This is a genomic window from Bradyrhizobium sp. Kon37, assembly GCF_055807535.1.
Window position 1 is genome coordinate 43,503 of the sequence record NZ_JBVVOY010000027.1, and the last position, 19,529, is coordinate 63,031.

Sequence of the window (19,529 nt, forward strand, 5' to 3'; positions counted from 1 at the left end):
GCCCGCCTAGGCGATGGCTTCCGGCATCAGCGCCCGGGTCGGCCCGAACAGCTCCTCGAAGGCTTGCCGAAGCGCGACGTCGACATCGCTCATCGTCACGAGCTGGCCGAGGTCGACCAGCGAGGTGACGCCGTAGCGGGGATCGGCGACGCCGCAGGGCACGATGCCGTCGAAATGCGACAGCTCCGGCTCGACATTGATGGCGATGCCGTGGAACGAGACCCAGCGCTTCAGCCGGACGCCAATCGCCGCGATCTTGTCCTCGTGTTCGGGTCCCTTGTCAGGCCGCTTGACCCAGACGCCGACCCGGTCCTCGCGCCGCTCGCCACGGATGTTGAAGGCGGCGAGCGTCCGCAGGATCAACTCTTCCAGGCTCGCGACATAGGCCCGGACATCCGGCCGGCGGCGCTTCAGGTCGAGCATGACATAGGCCACGCGCTGGCCGGGCCCGTGATAGGTGAGCTGGCCGCCGCGCCCGGTGGCAAAAGTCGGGAATCGGGCATCGAGCAGGTCTGATTCCTTGCCCGAGGTGCCGGAGGTGTAGAGCGGGGGATGCTCGAGCAGCCAGACCAGCTCCGGAGCTTCACCGGCTGCGATCGCCGCGACGCGCGCCTCCATTTCGGCCACGGCCTCCGGATAGGGCACGGGCGCGTCCGAAATCCGCCACTCCACGGGCTCGCCGGAGGAGGCGGAAAACGACGTTAAATCGAGCTCTTGGCGGGGGTTTTGGGGTGAATTAACCATTGGCTAACCATAACCGGGTGATGATCCCAGGCGCAAATACCAAGTCCCTAGTCCTAGTCCCAAGTTGCGGTGGTGCTGAAGTGCCGACTCTCGACAAAGTGACCGTGGATCTCATGGTCGTCCTCGGGACGACAACCATGCCGATCCATCAAGTATTACGTCTTTCCCGCGGCGCCATCATCGAGCTGGACGCAACCGAGGCCGACGAGGTCAAGGTTTTGGCCAATAATCTGCCGGTCGCCTCCGGCGTCGTGCTGGTCGACCGCAACCGCATCGCGGTCGAGGTCAAGCAGATGCTGCCCCGTATCCCGGGCACGCGGTAGCGGCCCGGGCAGGCGGAAAAGCCTGATCCCGGCGCAAGGAGCCGGAACTTTCCCGCCAAGCTTGTGGAATTCAGGGCCTTTGGAGGCTTGTACCCCTCTGATGGATTTGTTAGATCGGCGCCGTTGATCCGGTTGGCCTTCAAAGCCTCAAGCCGGCATCCCCAAAAGCGCTCGTGGCGGAATTGGTAGACGCGCTGCCTTGAGGTGGCAGTGAGTAAAATCGTGGGGGTTCGAGTCCCTCCGAGCGCACCAAGCAAACAGACACGCGAAAGATTGTTTCGCGATTTTCGGTGCCCGCCGTGTTCGCGCTGCGGACCCTGGAACGAGGCCTCCCCAAATCTCCGATGTTCGATCTCGCGGCCGAGAGTCGGCGCGATCGTCGTCCGCGCCTCGCAATCACTTCGGCAAGGTCAGCAGGAGCCACGCGCCCGCGGCCACACAGGCAATGCCGGCAGCGCGCGCGATCCAGCGTCCCACCGGCGTGACTTTCTCCAAAAGTACAAACAACGACAAAAGCGCAATCCAGAGCACGTTCATCACGCCGCCCACGAACAACAGCGCCATCAAGACCCAGCAGCAGCCGACACAATAGCCTCCATGCCAAAAGCCCAGCAGCAAGCAGCCTCGCAGGTCGCTGCGAAAGCCGCCGTGGCGCATCAGGAACAGAAGCGGCGACTGGCATTGGGCGAGGCAGACGTCCTTGAGCCGTGTCCATTGATAGACGCCCGCCGCGATCAGCACGATGCCGCCGAGCAGGTTGCTCGCGATCGCCATCCGGGAATCCAGCAGGGCGGCCCGCTCGATCGCCCATTGGAGCAGGGTGGCTGCCAGCGAAAAGCCGCACCAGGCCAGGAGATAGCCGGCGGCAAACCAGCCGGTCGCGGCGAATGGCTTGCCTTGCGCTTTGCCCTGTCGACCTACGCGGGCGTACATCAGGATCATGGGCGCGGCCGAGGGAGCCATCATTCCGACCATCATCACCGCCCACATCAGGAACACGTAGGCGAACTCGATCGTTCGCCACGGCTCGTCGGCTGGCAGCATGATTCCGATCCCCGCCGGGATCATGCGGAATTCGACCATGTCCATGCCGCCCATGTCCATGTCGTTGGCGAGCCAGAGCACATAGCTCCATGCCAGCGCGACAATGAGGACGATCGCGCCGCCGACGATCCAGCGATCGCGCCGCAGCACGGCTTCCAGGGGGCTGTCCGTCATTTGCGATCGATGTTGTGCGATCGATGTTGCCGGCCGCTGATGCAAGCCGGTATCTGGAGTTTACATCACGCCTGGTTCGACCAGCGGATCGGCGCATAGAGGCCGTTCCTGCCGGAATTATCCCAGCGCATGCCATGATCGCTGAAGGTATTGCCGGCGGCGCCGACGGCCATCACCATGGCGTCGGGGCTGACCGGATGGCCGATGTTCACCCACATCTCGCCGCTCGGATGCATGGTCGGTAGTGGATCGACGGACATGTGCAGGATGCCCGGGATTTCCGCGGACCGCGTCTTGCCCTCGATCCGGAACGTGATCGGGACCTTGCGCACCCCAAGGTTCTTGCTGATCAGCGGCGCGAACGCGGCCATGGGACCGCCGGCACCGCCGGTGAAGATTGCAGCCAGGGCCTCGGTCTGGTCATCGTTGGCGCGCTCATCGATATAGGCGGCCACCGACCAGTCTCCGTCTGCCATGACGCCAGGTGCGTGGAGGATGACGAGCACATTCAGCTCATCGAGCGCGATATCGCCATAGCGGCCGGTCTCGATGTGGAAGATCAGCGGTACGTTGCAGAAGCCCTCGGTCGGTCGCGCGGTCAACGGCGGCGCCGCCGACACCAGGCAGGGGCACACGATGCTGCAATTGCAATTCTCGAAATAGTCACCGGAAAGGTGCCATGGGACATCCGCCATTGCTGTCTCCCGCTTGGCCGAACCCGATAGATGCTTTCGAATGAGCTACGTAGAGTTGAAAATTACGCTTCGTGAGGAAGCACCGCAAGCCGATTCCACCATCGACATACGTCAAGCAAGGTGAGCGTGGCGAAGTTTGCTATCCTCACGCCCGGGTTCCCTTAGTTTGCCTGCGGTCGAAACTCCGGCTCGATCTGGGTGGCCGCGGGCATAAACACCCGCGCCGGATGGCTGAAGATCTCGAATTCGTCGCCCCGTGCGATCCCGACGAGCGTGATGCCACTGGCCTCCGCCGTTCGGACCGCAAGCGCGGTCGGTGCAGACATGGCAACGACGATGCCGGCGCCGATCGCGGCGGTTTTTTGCACCATCTCGACCGATATCCGGCTGGTGAGGATGACGGCGCCGGCGCCGCCGGATGCGCCTTCGATGGCGAGAGCGCCGGCAAGCTTGTCGAGGGCGTTGTGGCGCCCCACGTCCTCGCGCACCATCATGGTCTTGCTGCCTGGCCGGAAAAAACCCGCGGCGTGAGCGGCACGTGTCTTGTGGTTGAGGATCTGTGACTCGGTGAGGGCCGCGATGGCCGTGCTGATCTGCTCCGGCGTGAGGCTCGCCGGTTGCTCGACGCACTGAGCGATCCGGCCGGCTTCGCGCAGGCTGTCGATGCCGCACAGGCCGCAACCCGTCGGCCCGACCAGATGTCGCCGTCGCTCCTTCAGCCGTCGCCCGGCGTTCGGTCGCAGCCATAGCCGCAGTTCGATCCCGTCGGGGCCGGGAACGACCGTGAGCTCCTCGATCTCGCCGATGTCGCCGATGATCCCTTCGGTCAGACTGAATCCCACAGCAAGGTCGGTCAGATCGGCGGGAGTGGCCATCACAACGGCGACGGTCGTTCCGTCGTAGACGAGTGCCACGGGACATTCCTCGGCCAGCATCCGCTCATCCTGCGTCCCGCTCGACGTGAGCCGGGGCATTCTCACGGATGCCGTGGGCATGGATGCGCGATCGGGTGCGCCGGATCGAGAGCCGTGCATGGGTGTTCGTCCTACGTCGATTCATCGACGCACAAACCGGAGCAAGGTTCCGAACGCTTGGAACTTGCCCTCCCATCTCGGGTTCTGCGTGCGGGGGTTGCGGTTGAAGGAAACGCCATGAGGCAAAAGGCAAAGGTCGAGAACAATGATGCGCCGGCAGGCGGCTGGGGCTCACTCAAAGCCGTTGCAAGCATCCTGACGCAGGAAGAGGTCGCCATTCTCGGCAGCGAGATCCTGCTCAAGCAGAACAAGCCCGACGGATTCATGTGCGTGAGCTGCTCCTGGGCCAAGCCGGCCAAGCCACGTCCCTTCGAGTTCTGCGAGAACGGCGCCAAGGCGACCGCCTGGGAGATTACGCGCAAGACCGCGACACCGGAGTTCTTTGCGCAACATACGCTGGCTGAACTACGAACCTGGTCCGATCATCAACTGGAGGAGCAGGGGCGCCTGACGACGCCGATGCGTTACGACCGGGCAAGCGACAAATATCGAGCGGTCGACTGGGACGAGGCCTTTGCGGATATCGGCGCCGAGCTGAACCGGCTCGATCCCCATTCTGTCGTGATGTACACGTCCGGACGTGCCTCGCTCGAAACCAGCTACATGTACCAATTGTTCGGCCGCATGTACGGCACCAACAATTTCCCCGACAGCTCGAACATGTGCCACGAGACGACGTCGGTGGCGCTGCCGGAGGTGATCGGAGTTCCGGTCGGCACGGTGCTGCTGGAGGATTTCGAGACCACCGATTGCATCTTCTTCTTCGGCCACAACACCACCACCAACGCGCCGCGCATGCTGCATCCGCTCCAGGAGGCGGCGCAGCGCGGCGTGCCGATCATAACGTTTAATCCGCTGCGCGAGCGCGGCCTCGAGCGTTTCGTCAATCCGCAAAATCCGGTCCAGATGATCGCTGGCGGCACGCGCATCAGCTCGCAATATTATCAGGTGCGGGTCGGCGGCGACGCGGCGGCGATCATCGGGATTTGCAAATGGGTGATCGAGGCGGACGACCTCGCGCGGGAGAATGAAAGTCCGCGCGTGGTGGATGTCGAATTCATCCGGCAGCACACCGCGGGCTTCGAGGAGTTCGCCGCATTCTGCCGCGCGCAGGATTGGGACGAGATCGAACGAGCCTCGGGGCTCTCGCGCGGGGCCCTGCGCGAGGCCGCGAACACCTATATGGAGGCCAAGGCCGTGATCGCCAATTACGGCATGGGCATCACCCAGCACAAGCACGGCGTCGAGACGAACAAGATGATCGTCAACCTGCTGCTGCTCCGCGGCAATATCGGCAAGCCCGGCGCGGGCATTTCGCCGATCCGGGGCCACTCCAACGTGCAGGGCCAGCGCACCGTCGGCATTTCCGAGAAGACCAAGCTGGTGCCGCTCGACAAGCTTGCGGAGCTTTACGGCTTCGAGCCGCCGCGGTGGGACGGACTGTCCACCGTCGACGCCTGCGACGGCATTCTGAAGGGCGACGTTCGCGGCTTCGTCAGCCTCGGCGGCAATTTCCTGCGCGCCGTTCCGGAGCGGTCCCTGATGGAGCCCGCGTGGTCGGGCCTGCGCCTGTCGGTGCAGATCGCGACCAAGCTCAACCGGACTCACCTCGTGCCCGGCGAGGTCAGCTATCTGCTGCCGTGTCTCGGCCGGATCGAGATCGACTGGCAGGCCAGCGGCGAACAAGCGGTGTCGATGGAGGATTCCACCACCTGCATTCACGGATCGCGCGGCCAGCGTAAACCGGTGGCCGACCACCTCCTGTCGGAGCCGGCGATCGTCGCCGCCCTGGCGAAGGCGACGTTGAAGCCCAATCCCAAGATCGATTGGGACGCCTGGGTCGCCGATTATTCGCGGGTTCGGGACGCCATCGAGCGCACCTATCCCGAACAATTCAAGGACTTCAATGCGCGCATGTTTCAGCCTGGCGGTTTTGCGCGGCCGCTCGCGGCGCGCGAGCGGAAGTGGAAGACCCCGAACGGCAAGGCGAACTTCACCGTTCCAAAGTCGGCCTTCGCGCCACCCCGCGAGACCGACGGCGTCTATGAGCTGATGACACTGCGCGCCGACGGACAGTTCAATACGACGATCTACGCCGAAGGCGATCGCTTTCGCGGCATCGAAGGGGGCCGCTACGTCGTGTTCATGAATCCCGCTGACATGGAGGAAGACGGGTTGAAAGCAGGAGATACCGTCACGCTGGTGACGGAGGCGGGCGATGGCGTCATGCGCAGCTTGAGCGAGCTCCAAATCGTCCCCTATGGCATCCCACGCAGGAGCATTGCGGCTTACTATCCGGAGTGCAACGTGCTCATTCCGCTCTGGCATCAGGCTGAGGGCAGCAAGGTCCCTGCGGCGAAATCCATTCCGGTGCGTTTGTTCAAGGACATTCTTCCAGAGATCGTCGAGAGCGGAGAGACTCCGATCTCGGCGTCGTGAGCGCCGTCGATCACGCCCACAGGAGTGAAGGACGATGAGAGACAGCGCGTCGGAAGTGACCGACATCAGCGACGCCGTTCACTTGTGCATCGACATGCAGAACATCTTCGCTCCGGGCGGTCTCTGGGAGACGCCATGGATGGCGAGAGTCTTGCCGACGATCGCCTCGATCGTTTCGCGCCATCAGGCCAGAACGATCTTCACGCGATTCATTACGCCCGAAGATCCGGAAGATCGTCCGGGGCAATGGCAAAGCTATTTTCGACGCTGGCGACAGGCGACCCGCAAACATCTGCCGCCATCCGGTCTTGAACTCGTGCCGGCCCTGAGCCGGTTCGTTCCGCCGTCGGCCGTCATCGACAAGCCGGCCTATTCGGCGTTCAGCAATCCCGGCCTCGCGAGCCTCCTGACCGAGAAGAACGTCGGCACAGTCGTGATCACGGGCGCAGAGACCGACGTTTGCGTGCTCTCGACGGTCCTGAGCGCCGTCGATCTCGGCTTCAGGGTCGTCATCGTCGAGGATGCGCTGTGCAGCTCGTCCGACGTCGGCCATGATGCGCTCATGACGATGTACCGCACCCGCTTTCACGGCCAGGTCGACCTGATGACCGCCGAGGAATTGGCGGAGTTCTGGCGGGAGTAGGGGACGATCCGCTCAATTGACATTGTCGCCGAGCATGTTGCGGAACGCGGTGGCGACGGCGGCAATGCCGCTGGCGCCGTGCATCAGCGCGATCTCGCCCTGCTGCTCGTGGCGAATGGCGTGGGCCATCACACGCAGGCGCAGATCGCCGCCGCTATGCCACATCTGGTCGGCCATCCTGACCGCGCCGGCATGATGCTTGGTCATCGTCTCGACGAACACCGGGTCGAATTGGTCCGCCGGCGCGGCCTTGACCTGCCGCATCTCGGCCTGCGTCAGGAAGCCCGGCATGGCGGCACGTTCGTCCGAGCTGCAATCGGGCATCTCGGTGTCGAACCAGCTCAGCCACCACGTCTCCAAAATCCGGTTCTCGCCGGTCTGGCTTGCGGCCATCAGCATCGCCAACTTTCGCAGATGCGGGTCCTGCGCGCGCTCCGCGGCGATCCGCGCCAGCGCGATGCCCTGGGCGTGATGCGCGGTCATGTGACGGATGTAAGTCTGGTCCGCGTCCCTGTCGCGGCCCATCCATGGCGGCTCGTAACCATGGCTGCCGAACAACGCGGTCGCGCCGAGCAGTGCGATCAAAGCCAGCGCGCCCGTGATCCAGGCATTGGTGAAGCGAACATCGCGCGCAGGTGCCGCGCCTCGCCTCCAGCGCAGCCGGGCGAACAGCGGATACATCACGGCAGAAGAGCTGTGGACGAGCAGGCCGATCCAGTAGGGTTGCTGCAGCGTGAACAGCGGCTGCCAGAACGGAAACAGCGGCACCAGCACGAACCATTCCATGCTCGAAGAGAATACGGCCCAGGGCAGCGCGAGCAGCAGGATCGTGAGCGGCCGCAGGTCGGCGGTCCAGCGCCCGAGCACACCGAAGAACACCAGCGCCCAGGAGAAGTCGGCCCATTGGTGGAAGGCGATCCCGGCAAGGATCGCGCTCCACGACGGCTCTGCGCTGATTGCCCAATCGCGCGCGGGGATGGCGGCGACCGTCATCCAGTCGACGGCGGCATCGCGCCCGATGCGCGCGGCGAAGAGCTGGCTGACGATGGTCGAGAAGGTGCTGCTGATCAGGCCGAGTTCGGCAGCGGCGACCCAGCGCGAGCGTCGCCGTGAGGCGCCTTCATCACCGGAGCGAATTGAATTGGAAATGGTTGACGGCGCGGCGGCGTTCACGTCAGCTGATTGAGTTTCTTCAATGGATTGAGCTCGCTCGGCTTGCCCTGTTCGTCCCGGCCGCGCTCCGCTTGCACCTTGCCTTCCTCATGGAGATCCTGATCGCCGACGATCTCGCCGACCGCCTGTTTCGCCTTGCCAGCGATCCGCTGACCGAGGCCCTTGGTCTTGCTCATGGTCTGCCTCCAGGCTCACGCCGCTAACCCCGGCGCTTGAAGGGGGATGAGCGCCGGGGCCGCGGTTTCGTCTATTCAGCCTCCGGCAGGGGGGCGTCGGAAGCGTTGATGAGACTCTCTGACGCGCGGATGGTTCCTCGGCGTCATCTTGCCTCGAGTGCAATGATCACGCCTTCATTGCCGCGGAGCAGGATGGAGGCGTCCGGCAACGGCTCGGACGGCCGGTCGAGATGCGTCGACATCAGCAGGCGGCCGCGACCTTGCCAGTGCCATTTCCGCGGCTCGCCGGCGATGTTGAGCGCGACCAGAATGTCGCGGCCGTCACCCGTTCGCCTGTAGGCAAGAACGTCGTTCTGCGAGCGCAGCGGCTCGTAGCCGCCGTGACGCAGGCACACGTGCTCGCGCCGCAGCGTCATCAGGGCGCGAAACAGCGCCAGGATCGAACGCCCGTCGCGCTGCTGCGCGGCGACGTTGGCTGCCCCTTCGGGAGGCTCCAGCGGCAGCCATGGATCGCCGGTGGTAAAGCCGCCGTTGCTGCTGTCATCCCATCGCATCGGCGCGCGTTCGGGATCGCGGCAAAGGCCATACCCCGGCACGAGCTTCTCGAAGGGATCGTGGACGCGGTCGGGCGCAATGGGAACGCGCTTGCGGCCGATCTCGTCGCCCATGAAGAAGAACGGCGTTCCCCACAGCGTCATCAGCAGCATCGCCAGCACGCGCATTTGCGGCTCGCCGATCTTGCTCGCGACCCGCTGCTTGTCGTGACCACCGATCACCCAGACCGGCCATGCATGATCCGGGATGGCGTTGAAATACGCATCGATCGTTGCTTGCAGGGACAGCGCGTCCCATTGCGAGTCCAGCAGCGCGAAATTGAGCGGCAGATGCAGGCGCGGTCGATCGTTGCCGTAGAAGTGGCCGATGCGGTCGGTCTTGCCCTGGACTTCGCCGCACAACATCCGCCCAGGGTAGCCGTCGATCACCTCGCGGATGAATTCGATGCAATCCATCGTCTCCGGGCGATCGTCGGTAAAGACGGGCGTCTGGCGCTGCGGCGGCGGCTTGCCTTTCGCTTGCGGGTTATGCGGATTGTCGCGCAGCAGCTCGTCCTTGATCAGGACGGCGCTGGCATCGACGCGAAAGCCGTCGACGCCGCGATCGAGCCAGAAGCGCATGACATCGGCGATCGCGGCGCGCAGCTGCGGGTTGCGCCAGTTCAGATCGGGCTGCTCGACCAGGAACGAATGGTAGTAATATTGCCGCCGCGCCTCGCACCATTCCCAGCCGCTGCCGCCGAAGCGGCTCAGCCAGTTGTTGGGCGGGCCGCCATTCTCGGCCGCGTCGGCCCAGATGTACCAATCGGCCTTCGCGCTGTTCCGTGAGCTGCTGCTCTCGACGAACCAGGCGTGATCGTTCGCAGTATGATTAGGGACGAGATCGAGGATCACGCGGATCACCGCCGCGTGCAGGGCCTTGAGCAGGCGGTCGAACGCCTCGAGGTTGCCGAACGCAGGGTCGATGGAGCAGTAGTCGGAGATGTCGTAGCCGAGGTCGCGGAACGGACTCTTGTAGATCGGCGTCAGCCACACCGCGTCGACGCCGAGCCATTTCAGATAGTCGATCCGCGATGTCAGGCCGGCGAGATCACCCTTGCCGTCGCCGTCCGAGTCCTGGAACGAGATCAGTGCGATTTCGTAGATGACGGCGGATTCCCACCACGCACCTTCGTTACGGGACGGCTCGCTCATTGCCTTGTATCACCTCGTCTTGCATTACCTCGTCGTGCGTCCTCAGGTCCGCCCCGCCGTGACGTGCGCCGCGATCTGCTTGGCCGCGGTTCGGGCGCTCTCGATGCCCTTGGGAAAGCCGCTGCGGTTCGGATACAGCTTGCGCCGTGCGTCGCGCGGCGGCCGCCGCGGCTTGGTGTCCTGCGCGGCGCGGTAGTCGAGCATTGCAATTCCGCCGACCATCAGCAGCGCCAGCGCAATATTGCCCTTTTTGGGATTGTCCGCGGTCAACCCCGAAAGCAGCGCGGCGGCATCGAGGCCGTCGCCGCCGACGCGAGCCCACAGGCCGGCGTTCTTCTCGACCGAGAGGGTCGTGATCCCGGCCAGGATCTCGCGCACGCCGAAGGCACGGACCAGCGTCTCATGGCCTTCCATGCCCAGCGTTTCCGTGACGCGTCGCGGCGCGAAGAATTCCACGACGCCGAGACCGATGCTGAACCAGCCGAGCGCACGCGCGAGCTGGTCTTCCGGCCTCTTGAGGGTGGGCCCGCCCGCGACGATCTTGGGGTCGCCCTTGGTGCGAACGATGTTGGAGAAATGAAACATGGTTTTTGCTCCTCAGGGCTTCAACACGACCTTGACGCAGGAGTCGCGCTTGTCGCGAAACACCTGATACATCTCGGGGCCTTGGCTAAGCGGGACGGTGTGGGTGATGACGAAGGACGGATCGATCTGGCCTTCCTCGATGCGGCGGAGCAGGTCGTCGGTCCAGCGGTTGACGTGGGTCTGGCCGGTGCGCATCTGCAGGCCCTTGTTCATGAAGGCGCCCATCGGCAGCATGTCGGAGAATCCGCTATACACGCCCGGCACCGAGATGATGCCGCCGGGCCGGCAGACATAGATCATCTCGCGCAGCACGTGCGGTCGGTCGCTCTCCACCATCACCATCTGCTTGGCGCGGTCGAGCAGCGTGTCGGGCAGGGAGGCCATCACATGCGACTCCATCCCGACGCAATCGATACATTTTTCGGGGCCTCTGCCATCGGTGAGCTCCTCGAGCCGCTCCAGGACGCTTTCGGTTTCGAAGTTGATGGTGGTGGCGCCGCCGGCTTCCGCCATGCTGAGCCGCTCGGGCAGGCAGTCGATCGCGATCACCTGGTTTGCGCCGAGCAAAATGGCACTGCGGATCGCCATCTGTCCCACGGGCCCGCAGCCCCAGATCGCGACCGTGTCGGTCGGCTCGATGTCGCATTGCGCGGCGGCCTGCCAGCCGGTCGGGAAGATGTCGCTGAGAAACAGCAATTGCTCGTCGGGTATGCCGTCGGGCACCTTGATATGGGTGGCGTCGGCGAACGGCACGCGTAGATATTCGGCCTGGCCGCCGGGATATCCGCCGGTCAGATGCGTGTAGCCGAACAGGCCGGCTGTCGTGTGTCCGAACGCCTTGTCTGCCAAATGGCGCTTGCGATTGGTGGTTTCGCAGACCGAGAAATTGCCGCGTTTGCACTGATCGCATTCGCCGCAAATGATCGTGAAGGGCACGACGATGCGGTCGCCCTTCTTCAGCTTGCCGTCGACGCCGGAGCCGACCTCGACCACTTCACCCATGGTCTCGTGGCCCATGATGTCGCCGGGCAGCATGCCCGGAATGTAGTTGTGAAAGAGGTGCAGGTCCGAGCCGCAGATGGCGCAACTCGTGACTTTAATGATGGCGTCGCGCGGGTCCTGAATCTCAGGATCGGTGACGGTGTCGCAGCGTATGTCTTCCTTGCCGTGCCAAACTAGCGCCTTCATCTCAGTTCTCCCGCGAGCTACGAGGCATCCAAGTCGAACAACGAACGATGGTTGCTATCGCGCGGTGCAAAATCTTTGCGCCGCAGCGGCATGCGGCCCGATAGGAACGAGCGGCCACCGCGGCGATTGGAGCGTCATCAATCCCATCTCAAGGACAAGCGAAGGATACGCTCATGGCCGCCAATCAACTCGCCGTCGTCACCGGCGCCTCCACCGGCATCGGCCTGGAACTCGCCAGATGTTGCGCCCAAGGAGGGTTCAACCTTGTCATCGCGGCGGATGAGCCCGAGATCGAGAGGGTTGCCGTCGATCTGCGTAGGCTCGGCAGCAGCGTCGAGCCGGTCCAGGCCGATCTCGCCACCACGCAAGGCGTCGACAAGCTCTGCGCCGCCGTCGGCGACCGGCCGATCGACGCGCTGCTCGCCAATGCCGGCGTCGGCCTCGGTAAGGCCTTCCTCGACCAGGATTTTGCCAGGATCAAGCACCTCGTCGACACCAACATCACCGGCACGCTGTATCTGATCCATCGCGCCGGCAACGAGATGCTCCGCCGCAATTCGGGCCGTATCCTGATCACGGGCTCGATCGCCGGCTTCACGCCGGGCAGTTTTCAGGCGGTGTACAACGCCAGCAAGGCCTTCCTCGATTCGTTCTCGTTCGCGCTGCGCGAGGAGCTGCGTGACAGCGGCGTCACCGTCACCTGTCTGATGCCAGGCGCCACCGAAACCGAGTTCTTCCGCCGCGCCGACATGATGGACACCAAGGTCGGCACCGAGCCGAAGGACAGTGCCTACGACGTCGCGAAGGCCGGATTCGACGCCATGTTGCGCGGGGAGTCCGACATCGTGACGGGAATGAAGAACAAGATCCAGACCACAGTCGCCAACGTCACGCCGAACGAGATGTTGGCCAAGCAGCATCGCAAGATGGCGGAGCCGGGCACCGCGAAGTCGTAGGACGACGCCGTCGCAATCCAAGCTGAGGGACCGGCTGCTCCTGCGGACCGACAAAGGAGCACGCCGATTCACATAGCCTAATGCGCAAAGCTCCCCGAGCCCTCAAACTGATGCGGCTGGAAAAGGGGGCTGTGATGCCGATGGATCGCGTCGAGCAGGCCTTTGTCGCAACGGCAATCACGGGTTTTCTGGTGATGATGGCGGCGATCGTCTGGATGATGATGGGCTAATGGCCGGGAGGGCTGCTGATTTGCGGATCGCGTTGCCGTATGCTGCAGTGCTTCTGTGCCTGGCGGTGACCGCTTGGCTCGCTTTCGCGCATCTGTTCTGATCGGTCGTCCGGCTCAGCCGTGCGGATCGGCGATCAGTGCGGCCAGCCTGTGGGCCATCGCAGGCAGATCGATCGGTTTCTCCAGGATCAGCACGTCCTGGAATTCCGGACTGATGCTGATCTTGTCGTAACCGGTCGTGAACAGGAAGGGTATGTTGCGGGCCTTCAGTTCGCGCGCGACAGGGAAGATCATCTCGCTGTGGAGATTCACATCGAGCACGGCGGCATCCAGGATGCCGCCATCATGCAGGATCCTGAGTGCTTCATTGAGATCGCCGACTGGCCCCGCGACCTCTGCACCGAGCGCCTCACATGCCTTGCCAATGTCATCGGCCAGAAAATATTCGTCCTCGACGACAAAAATCCGCCGCCCCGTGAGCGGCGACTGCGGATCTGACGATGTGGGCGCTATCGCCATGGCGCTTCCGTGGCTTCCTTCCGGTCCCTAGGAACATCGGGCGGTTACTGGCCTTGGTATAACCATACAACCGAAAGCGGGTTCCATGAGCAACCGCGATATCATCGTCATAGGTGGCTCGGCCGGCGCGACCGCACCGCTGAAGCAGATCCTGGGCCGGCTGCCGTCGGATCTGCCGGCGGCAGTGTTCATCGTGCTGCACATCCCGGCGCAGGGCATCGGCATTCTCTCGACAGTCGCCAGCAGCGCCGGCCCGCTTCCGGTCCGACAGGCCGAAAACGGCATGAAGATCGAGCCCGGCCAGGTTTATCTGGCCGCACCGGACCATCATCTGCTGCTGTCCGGGGATCACGTGTTCCTCGGGCGCGGTCCGCGCGAGAACATGGTCCGGCCGGCCATCGACGCCTTGTTCCGCTCGGCCGCCATCACTTACGGCCCGCGCGTCATCGGTGTGCTCCTCAGCGGCCTGTTGTCCGACGGTGCGGCCGGTCTCAACGCCATCAAGCGTTGCGGCGGAATCTCGGTGGTTCAGGACCCCTCGGACGCCATCGCCGATGAAATGCCAAGAAGCGCCCTGGAGGCGAGCATCATCGATCTTTGCGTCCCCGGCGCCGGAATGGGCGACGTTCTGTCCGATCTTGCCAGGGAAGTTGCGGGTGCCGCGCTGCCGATCCCGCCCGAGATCCGGCTCGAGGTCGAGATCGCGGCGGGCGAACGGATCGGCAGTGACAAGCTCCTCTCGGTGGCTGATCCGGTTGCACTGACCTGTCCGGCCTGCGGAGGCGTGCTGTCCGAGATCAAGGAGTCGCACCCGATGCGCTTCCGTTGCCAGGTCGGTCACGCCTACGCCGCCGACATCCTCGCAAAAGAGCAGGAGGGGCAAGTGGATGAAGCCCTGCGGGTCGCACTGCGCATCATTGAGGAGCGGGCTGAGCTGGTGCAGCGCATGGCCGCGGACGGACGGCGCAACGGCCGGCCCGCGGTTGCCGAGATGTACCAGGCGCGGGCTGCCGAATACCGCGAATATGCCGACATGATCCGGCGCGTGGTGCTAAAGTCGCTCGATCCTCCGGTTCGCAAGCGGGAGGCTTGAGGTCGCCATGACCATTTCCCAGGCCGAATGGACCGAGCAGCTCGATACCGAGCGCCGCCATCTGATCAAGGCTGATCGGGATATCGAGGAGGGTTGCCAGCGCATCCGTGATCAGGAGGATCGGATCCGCGAACTCAGTGCCGGTGGCCACGACGCAGGCCAGGCGGAGCGGTTGGTCGAGGTGCTGAAGCAGACCCTGACGGAATGGCTGCGCCACCGCATCCTGATCGAGCAGCGGATTAGCTATCTCCGGCAGCAAGTCGGTCCGGAGTGATCCGGGGGTAGCCGCCGCCCGAGCTCCATCGCGGGCTCCTACATCTCTGGCCGGCAATTGACAACGATGTTTGCCGTGTGGAACGCAGCGCGACGTTTCCGCCTTCCACCTGTTGGGGTAACATCAATTCTGCTATTTGCGGCGAGCGGGCGGTCCCTGGTTCCCGTCACGAAATTGAGGCTACCGAGACTATGCATGAAATCGGCGACCAGCCGGTCGAAAGAGAGCGCCAGACCAGGTCTCCGCTGATCATCGGGGTGGGCGCCGCGCCGACAGCTCTGGATAGCGTCGAGCGGTTCTTGTCCAAGCTGACCGTGAGCGCCGACCAGGCCGTCGTGCTGGCGCTGCAACATCACGAGGCGCTCGACGAGCCGCGGCTGCGTCGGATCGTGCAGGATACCACCGGCGGCAAGATCGCCGACATCAGTGACGGCCAGACCATCGAGGGCGGCACGATCTATCTGTGCCCGCCGGCGATGATCACGACGATCCATGGCGGTCGCTTCGCGGTCCGCCCGGCCGAGCAGGCCCCCGGCGAGCGGGCCACGATCGACAGCTTCCTGGTGTCTCTGGCGGAAGAACGCGCCGAGCAATCGATCGGCGTGATCCTGTCCGGCGTCGGCGGCGATGGCACGCTGGGTACCGCGACTCTGAAGGATCACGGTGGCCTCGCCATCGCCGAGAAGGGCGCGAGCGACGAGGCTGATCATCTGAAAGAAGCCAACACGCCGGCGGCGATCGCCGACTACGTGCTCTCTCCGGAAGAGATCGCCGAGCACATCCAGGTCTATGCCCGTCATCTGCGCCGGCTGGAGGAGAAGCAGGGGTTCGACGAGGTGCTGGCCGCTGCGGCGACCTCGCTGTCGCGCATCGCGGACATCCTGCGCAGCAAGACCGGTAATGATTTTCACGGCTACAAGCAGAACACCTTCCTGCGTCGCGTGCAGCGACGGATGCAGGTGGTCCAGATCGCCGACATCGCCGCCTATGTCGATTTCCTGCGCAACGACCAGGACGAGGCGCAGCATCTGTTCAACGACCTCTTGATCGGCGTCACCGAATTCTTCCGCGACAAGCGCGAATTCGATGTGCTCGAGAGCCAGATCGTCCCGAAGCTCTTCGAAGGCAAGGACGCGCGCCAGCAGGTTCGCGTCTGGGTGCTCGGATGCGCCACCGGAGAGGAGGCCTATTCCATCGCTATCCTCCTGCGCGAGCACATGGCCAAGATGGACTCGCCACCGCAGGTTCAGATCTTCGCGACCGACATCGACGGACGGGCTCTGGCGACCGCACGCGTCGGCCGCTACCGCACCAATATCGAGGCGGACATGACCAGCGAGCGTCTGGCGCGCTGGTTCGTGCGGGAAGGCGATACCTATTGCGTGGTCAAGGAGCTGCGCGAGATGTGCATCTTCTCGCAGCACAACGTGATCAAGGACGCGCCGTTCTCGAAGCTCGATCTCGTCTCCTGCCGCAATCTGCTGATCTATCTCAATGCCGAATTGCAGAATCGGGTGATCCCGCTATTCCACTTCGCGCTTCTGCCGGATCGATTCCTGTTTCTCGGCAATTCCGAGAACGTCACGCGGCATCCAATACTTTTCGTGCCGATCGATCGCCGCGCCCGCATCTTCAAGAAGCTGGAGACCGGAACACGGCTGCCACCGGAATTTCCAATCACGACCGCTGCCGGGAGGGCACCCGCCGAGGTGCCGCCGCTGCGCTCGTTCCGCCCCGACATCGGCCTGGAGCGCCGCGCACAGCGGATCGCCGAGCGCTACGCGCCCGCCTATGTCATTACCGACAGTAATTTTCAGGTCCTGCACTTTTCCGGGCGCACCGGCCGCTACATCGAGCCGACGGCGGGCGCCGCCACCCTCGATCTGCTCCAACTCGTCCACCGCGATCTCCGCCTCGACCTGCGCGCAGTGCTCAGCCGCGCGTCAGAGACCAACGAGCCGGCCCATGCCGAGCAGGTGCAGCTCGGCGCCAACGGCCAGCACATTCCCGTCGACATCACGGTGGAGCCGATCCAGGAGGGCGGCAGCGGCGATCGCAATTTTGTCGTCCTGTTCAAGGACGGTCCGGTGCGCGCCATCGATGCCGACGCAGGCAAGCCCAATGCGTTGGTGCAGACCGAGCATGTCGAGCGTATCGAAGGCGAGTTGCGGGCGACGCGGGAGCGCCTTCAGGCAACCATCGAAGAGCTCGAAAGCACCAACGAGGAGCTGAAATCCTCGAACGAGGAATATCAGTCGCTCAATGAAGAGCTTCAGTCCGCGAACGAAGAGCTCGAAACCTCACGCGAGGAACTGCAGTCGGTCAACGAGGAATTGACCACCGTAAACGGCGAGCTGGCTCACCGCGTCCAGGAATTGACGCGCGCCACCAGCGACCTCGAGAACTTCCTGGAGAGCACGCAGATCGCGACCGTGTTCCTCGACAACGATTTGCGCGTGATGAACTTCACGCCGGCGATTACGCAGGTCCTGCATCTCGTCGAAACCGACAGAGGCCGCCCCATCGCGCACATCAAGGCGCGCATCCCGATCGAGGACCTCTATGACGACATTCGCGGCGTGCTGCGGACGCTCGTTATCGCCGAGCGCGAGCTGAGGGCGCCGGACAGCGGCACGCGCTACATCGTGCGCATCCTGCCCTATCGCAGCATCGACAACTTCATCGCCGGCGTCGTGATCACGTTCGTCGACATCACTGCCATTACCCGCGCCGAGGAGCGGCAGCGCCTGCTGCTGGCCGAACTCCAGCATCGGGTTCGTAACACGCTCGGCGTGGTGCGCTCGATCGCCCGTCGCACGGCCGATACGAGCTCGACGGTGGAGGAGTTTGCCTCCCATCTCGACGGCCGGCTCAACGCTTTCGCCCGTACCCAGGCGCTGGTGACCCGCGATCCCGAAGGCGGCGTGGATCTCGAATATCTCGCCGTCGAGGAGCTGCTGGCCTATAATGCCAGGGAAGGCGAGCAGGTACGTGTCAGCGGCCCCACGGTGCGTTTCCATTCGAAGGCCGCGGAAACCTTTGCGCTTGCCATTCACGAGCTCGCAACCAACGCGCTCATATACGGCGCCCTGAGCCGGCCGACCGGTCGCATCGAGATTTCCTGGCGCCTCGAGCAGGGCACCGACCCGGCGGAGCTGGTGTTCGATTGGCGGGAGCGCGGCGGGCCGCCGGTTGCGCCGCCGCCGCATAAAGGATTTGGGACCGAGCTCCTGGAGCGCACACTCGCGTTCGAGTTCAAGGGGCAGACCACGATGGCGTTCAATCCCAGGGGATTGGAATGCACGATCACCATTCCTCTCAGCAAGCGGGCGTTTCATACACCGGCGGTAGCCAACTGATGCCCTTGTCGACGCTCGATCGCAGCCAGGTGGACCCGGTCATTCGCCGGCTGAACGTGCTGAGGCCGTTGTCGACGGAGGCCCGCACCTCGCTCGAATACGCAATGCTCGAGGGACTCCAGCGCGCAGGGTCGGGCGAGGATCTGATCTCGGAAGGCGATCCGGTCGACAGCGTCCGCCTGGTCTTGTCGGGCTGGCTCTGCCGTTACAAGACGCTCGAGGACGGCCGACGCCAGATCGTCAATTTCCTTTTTCCCGGCGAGAGTTGCGACGCGCACGCGTTCCTGCTGCCGGTGATGGATCATTCCATCGCGGCGATGACGCCGGTCGTCTACACCGAAATCAAGCGCGCGCGGTTCGAGAGTCTGGTGGCTGGCGACCACTCGCTGGCGGAAGCTTTCTTGTGCGAGACGCTCGTCAACAACGCGATCCAGCGCGAATGGGCCATCAATCTCGGCCGCCGGGTCGCCTTTGAACGCGTGGCCCATCTGTTCTGCGAGATCATCGAGCGGTTGCGCCCCGTCGGCATGGTCGAGGGCAATTCCTGCGTGATGCCGGTGACGCAAATGGATCTTGCGGACGCCACCGGCCTGTCGGTGGTCCATCTCAACCGCACGGTTCAGGAGCTGCGTGCCTCCGGCCTGATCGTGCTGCGCGATCGCACGCTGACCATCACCGATCTCGATGCGCTCAAGGATGCGGCGCTGTTCTCGCCGAGCTATCTGCAACTCTATCGACGGAGCTAAGCGTTTGCTCGGCGTGGGGAACGTCGTACTTGATCCAGGTTAGCGTTCGCGAATGTTTTTTGAGCGGATGGCTGGTTTTGAGTAATCGACGTAACTTACGTAAAGGCAGTTTCGTCCCGAATCTTCTATCATCGCTCCATGAACGACGTCCTGCTTGCCCGCGCTGAGCGCGCGATGGAAGCAAGCCGCGCCCTCCGGGCGCAGCGCAGAGCGGTCGCGGATCAGCTTGATGACGCCACGCGCGAGGTGCGCCGTGTGGTGATGGAAAGCGCGATGCTGCGCTCGGAGCTCAAGGCCCTTCGCGACGACCGGGAAGAGCAGGGTCTCAGACACCGCGTGCCGCCGGACTAGAGCCGACGACACCAACGTGCAGCATGCGCCGGGAT

At 64.0% G+C, this 19,529-nt stretch carries 19 protein-coding genes and 1 tRNA gene; 10 read left to right on the forward strand and 10 right to left on the reverse strand.

Annotated features, from left to right (window positions below):
• Nucleotides 1-6: 6 nt before the first annotated feature.
• On the reverse strand, nt 7-744 hold the full coding sequence (gene lipB, locus AC0L3J_RS32065; RefSeq protein WP_473349710.1) for a lipoyl(octanoyl) transferase LipB: 738 nt from the start codon (nt 742-744) through the stop codon (nt 7-9).
• 80 nt (nt 745-824) lie between these two features.
• On the opposite strand from lipB, the gene AC0L3J_RS32070 reads away from it, so the two are divergent.
• Both AC0L3J_RS32070 and AC0L3J_RS32075 read left to right on the forward strand, forming a co-directional pair.
• Nucleotides 825-1,067 (forward strand): FliM/FliN family flagellar motor switch protein, encoded by a 243-nt coding sequence (locus AC0L3J_RS32070; protein WP_007603171.1) that lies wholly within the window; start codon nt 825-827, stop codon nt 1,065-1,067.
• A 167-nt stretch (nt 1,068-1,234) separates the two neighbouring features.
• Nucleotides 1,235-1,319, forward strand: a tRNA-Leu gene (locus tag AC0L3J_RS32075).
• Nucleotides 1,320-1,463: 144 nt separating this feature from the next.
• Here AC0L3J_RS32075 and AC0L3J_RS32080 read toward each other — a convergent pair.
• The 3 genes from AC0L3J_RS32080 to fdhD all read right to left on the reverse strand — a co-directional run bounded on the left by AC0L3J_RS32080 (nt 1,464) and on the right by fdhD (nt 3,915).
• Complete coding sequence (locus tag AC0L3J_RS32080) at nt 1,464-2,285, reverse strand: DUF2182 domain-containing protein (protein WP_473349711.1); 822 nt, start codon at nt 2,283-2,285, stop codon at nt 1,464-1,466.
• A 65-nt stretch (nt 2,286-2,350) separates the two neighbouring features.
• Entirely contained in the window at nt 2,351-2,980 is a 630-nt protein-coding gene (locus AC0L3J_RS32085) for a DUF1326 domain-containing protein (protein ID WP_473349712.1), read from the reverse strand.
• 161 nt (nt 2,981-3,141) lie between these two features.
• Entirely contained in the window at nt 3,142-3,915 is a 774-nt protein-coding gene (gene fdhD / locus AC0L3J_RS32090; protein WP_456769525.1) for a formate dehydrogenase accessory sulfurtransferase FdhD, read from the reverse strand.
• A 216-nt stretch (nt 3,916-4,131) separates the two neighbouring features.
• Between fdhD and AC0L3J_RS32095 the strand changes: the two genes are divergently transcribed.
• Nucleotides 4,132-6,453, forward strand: a complete 2,322-nt coding sequence (locus AC0L3J_RS32095) for an FdhF/YdeP family oxidoreductase (protein ID WP_473349713.1) — start codon at nt 4,132-4,134, stop codon at nt 6,451-6,453.
• Between the two features lie 34 nt (nt 6,454-6,487).
• On the forward strand, nt 6,488-7,096 hold the full coding sequence (locus tag AC0L3J_RS32100) for a cysteine hydrolase family protein (RefSeq protein WP_473349714.1): 609 nt from the start codon (nt 6,488-6,490) through the stop codon (nt 7,094-7,096).
• 12 nt (nt 7,097-7,108) lie between these two features.
• On the opposite strand, the gene AC0L3J_RS32105 is transcribed toward AC0L3J_RS32100, so the two are convergent.
• The 5 genes from AC0L3J_RS32105 to AC0L3J_RS32125 all read right to left on the reverse strand — a co-directional run bounded on the left by AC0L3J_RS32105 (nt 7,109) and on the right by AC0L3J_RS32125 (nt 11,966).
• Nucleotides 7,109-8,269, reverse strand: a complete 1,161-nt coding sequence (locus AC0L3J_RS32105; protein WP_473349715.1) for a DUF305 domain-containing protein — start codon at nt 8,267-8,269, stop codon at nt 7,109-7,111.
• Nucleotides 8,266-8,445 (reverse strand): CsbD family protein, encoded by a 180-nt coding sequence (locus tag AC0L3J_RS32110; protein WP_473349716.1) that lies wholly within the window; start codon nt 8,443-8,445, stop codon nt 8,266-8,268. Before AC0L3J_RS32110 ends, AC0L3J_RS32105 begins: the two co-directional genes overlap by 4 nt.
• A 143-nt stretch (nt 8,446-8,588) precedes the next feature.
• Nucleotides 8,589-10,193, reverse strand: coding sequence for an alpha-amylase family glycosyl hydrolase (locus tag AC0L3J_RS32115; protein WP_473349717.1), 1,605 nt, complete (start codon nt 10,191-10,193; stop codon nt 8,589-8,591).
• A gap of 42 nt (nt 10,194-10,235) precedes the next feature.
• Nucleotides 10,236-10,778 (reverse strand): hypothetical protein, encoded by a 543-nt coding sequence (locus AC0L3J_RS32120; RefSeq protein WP_473349718.1) that lies wholly within the window; start codon nt 10,776-10,778, stop codon nt 10,236-10,238.
• Between the two features lie 12 nt (nt 10,779-10,790).
• Nucleotides 10,791-11,966: a zinc-dependent alcohol dehydrogenase gene (locus AC0L3J_RS32125; RefSeq protein WP_473291425.1), complete on the reverse strand. Its 1,176-nt coding sequence runs from the start codon at nt 11,964-11,966 to the stop codon at nt 10,791-10,793.
• A 173-nt stretch (nt 11,967-12,139) separates the two neighbouring features.
• On the opposite strand from AC0L3J_RS32125, the gene AC0L3J_RS32130 reads away from it, so the two are divergent.
• Nucleotides 12,140-12,922, forward strand: a complete 783-nt coding sequence (locus AC0L3J_RS32130; RefSeq protein ID WP_473349719.1) for an SDR family NAD(P)-dependent oxidoreductase — start codon at nt 12,140-12,142, stop codon at nt 12,920-12,922.
• Nucleotides 12,923-13,266: 344 nt separating this feature from the next.
• Here the strand turns inward: AC0L3J_RS32130 and AC0L3J_RS32135 are convergent, their stop codons facing one another.
• Nucleotides 13,267-13,671, reverse strand: coding sequence for a response regulator (locus tag AC0L3J_RS32135; protein WP_473349720.1), 405 nt, complete (start codon nt 13,669-13,671; stop codon nt 13,267-13,269).
• 85 nt (nt 13,672-13,756) lie between these two features.
• On the opposite strand from AC0L3J_RS32135, the gene AC0L3J_RS32140 reads away from it, so the two are divergent.
• The 5 genes from AC0L3J_RS32140 (at nt 13,757) to AC0L3J_RS32160 (ending at nt 19,494) form a co-directional block, all read left to right on the forward strand.
• Nucleotides 13,757-14,764 (forward strand): chemotaxis protein CheB, encoded by a 1,008-nt coding sequence (locus tag AC0L3J_RS32140; RefSeq protein WP_473349721.1) that lies wholly within the window; start codon nt 13,757-13,759, stop codon nt 14,762-14,764.
• A 7-nt stretch (nt 14,765-14,771) separates the two neighbouring features.
• Entirely contained in the window at nt 14,772-15,038 is a 267-nt protein-coding gene (locus AC0L3J_RS32145; RefSeq protein WP_473349722.1) for a hypothetical protein, read from the forward strand.
• A 191-nt stretch (nt 15,039-15,229) separates the two neighbouring features.
• A complete protein-coding gene (locus AC0L3J_RS32150; RefSeq protein WP_473349723.1) occupies nt 15,230-18,397 on the forward strand; it encodes a CheR family methyltransferase in 3,168 nt (1,055 codons plus the stop codon).
• Nucleotides 18,397-19,143, forward strand: a complete 747-nt coding sequence (locus AC0L3J_RS32155; protein ID WP_456769537.1) for a Crp/Fnr family transcriptional regulator — start codon at nt 18,397-18,399, stop codon at nt 19,141-19,143. Before AC0L3J_RS32150 ends, AC0L3J_RS32155 begins: the two co-directional genes overlap by 1 nt.
• Nucleotides 19,144-19,281: 138 nt before the next feature.
• Nucleotides 19,282-19,494, forward strand: coding sequence for a hypothetical protein (locus tag AC0L3J_RS32160; protein ID WP_473349724.1), 213 nt, complete (start codon nt 19,282-19,284; stop codon nt 19,492-19,494).
• The last annotated feature ends 35 nt before the right edge of the window (nt 19,495-19,529 follow it).

What these genes read in the sequence shown, in the direction of transcription:
- lipB (WP_473349710.1), bottom strand. Translation starts at nt 744, where the DNA reads ATGGTTAATTCACCCCAAAACCCCCGCCAAGAGCTCGATTTAACGTCG.
- AC0L3J_RS32080 (WP_473349711.1), bottom strand. Translation starts at nt 2,285, where the DNA reads ATGACGGACAGCCCCCTGGAAGCCGTGCTGCGGCGCGATCGCTGGATC.
- AC0L3J_RS32085 (WP_473349712.1), bottom strand. Translation starts at nt 2,980, where the DNA reads ATGGCGGATGTCCCATGGCACCTTTCCGGTGACTATTTCGAGAATTGC.
- fdhD (WP_456769525.1), bottom strand. Translation starts at nt 3,915, where the DNA reads ATGCTGGCCGAGGAATGTCCCGTGGCACTCGTCTACGACGGAACGACC.
- AC0L3J_RS32095 (WP_473349713.1), top strand. Translation starts at nt 4,132, where the DNA reads ATGAGGCAAAAGGCAAAGGTCGAGAACAATGATGCGCCGGCAGGCGGC.
- AC0L3J_RS32100 (WP_473349714.1), top strand. Translation starts at nt 6,488, where the DNA reads ATGAGAGACAGCGCGTCGGAAGTGACCGACATCAGCGACGCCGTTCAC.
- AC0L3J_RS32110 (WP_473349716.1), bottom strand. Translation starts at nt 8,445, where the DNA reads ATGAGCAAGACCAAGGGCCTCGGTCAGCGGATCGCTGGCAAGGCGAAA.
- AC0L3J_RS32115 (WP_473349717.1), bottom strand. Translation starts at nt 10,193, where the DNA reads ATGAGCGAGCCGTCCCGTAACGAAGGTGCGTGGTGGGAATCCGCCGTC.
- AC0L3J_RS32120 (WP_473349718.1), bottom strand. Translation starts at nt 10,778, where the DNA reads ATGTTTCATTTCTCCAACATCGTTCGCACCAAGGGCGACCCCAAGATC.
- AC0L3J_RS32125 (WP_473291425.1), bottom strand. Translation starts at nt 11,966, where the DNA reads ATGAAGGCGCTAGTTTGGCACGGCAAGGAAGACATACGCTGCGACACC.
- AC0L3J_RS32130 (WP_473349719.1), top strand. Translation starts at nt 12,140, where the DNA reads ATGGCCGCCAATCAACTCGCCGTCGTCACCGGCGCCTCCACCGGCATC.
- AC0L3J_RS32135 (WP_473349720.1), bottom strand. Translation starts at nt 13,671, where the DNA reads ATGGCGATAGCGCCCACATCGTCAGATCCGCAGTCGCCGCTCACGGGG.
- AC0L3J_RS32140 (WP_473349721.1), top strand. Translation starts at nt 13,757, where the DNA reads ATGAGCAACCGCGATATCATCGTCATAGGTGGCTCGGCCGGCGCGACC.
- AC0L3J_RS32145 (WP_473349722.1), top strand. Translation starts at nt 14,772, where the DNA reads ATGACCATTTCCCAGGCCGAATGGACCGAGCAGCTCGATACCGAGCGC.
- AC0L3J_RS32150 (WP_473349723.1), top strand. Translation starts at nt 15,230, where the DNA reads ATGCATGAAATCGGCGACCAGCCGGTCGAAAGAGAGCGCCAGACCAGG.
- AC0L3J_RS32155 (WP_456769537.1), top strand. Translation starts at nt 18,397, where the DNA reads ATGCCCTTGTCGACGCTCGATCGCAGCCAGGTGGACCCGGTCATTCGC.
- AC0L3J_RS32160 (WP_473349724.1), top strand. Translation starts at nt 19,282, where the DNA reads ATGAACGACGTCCTGCTTGCCCGCGCTGAGCGCGCGATGGAAGCAAGC.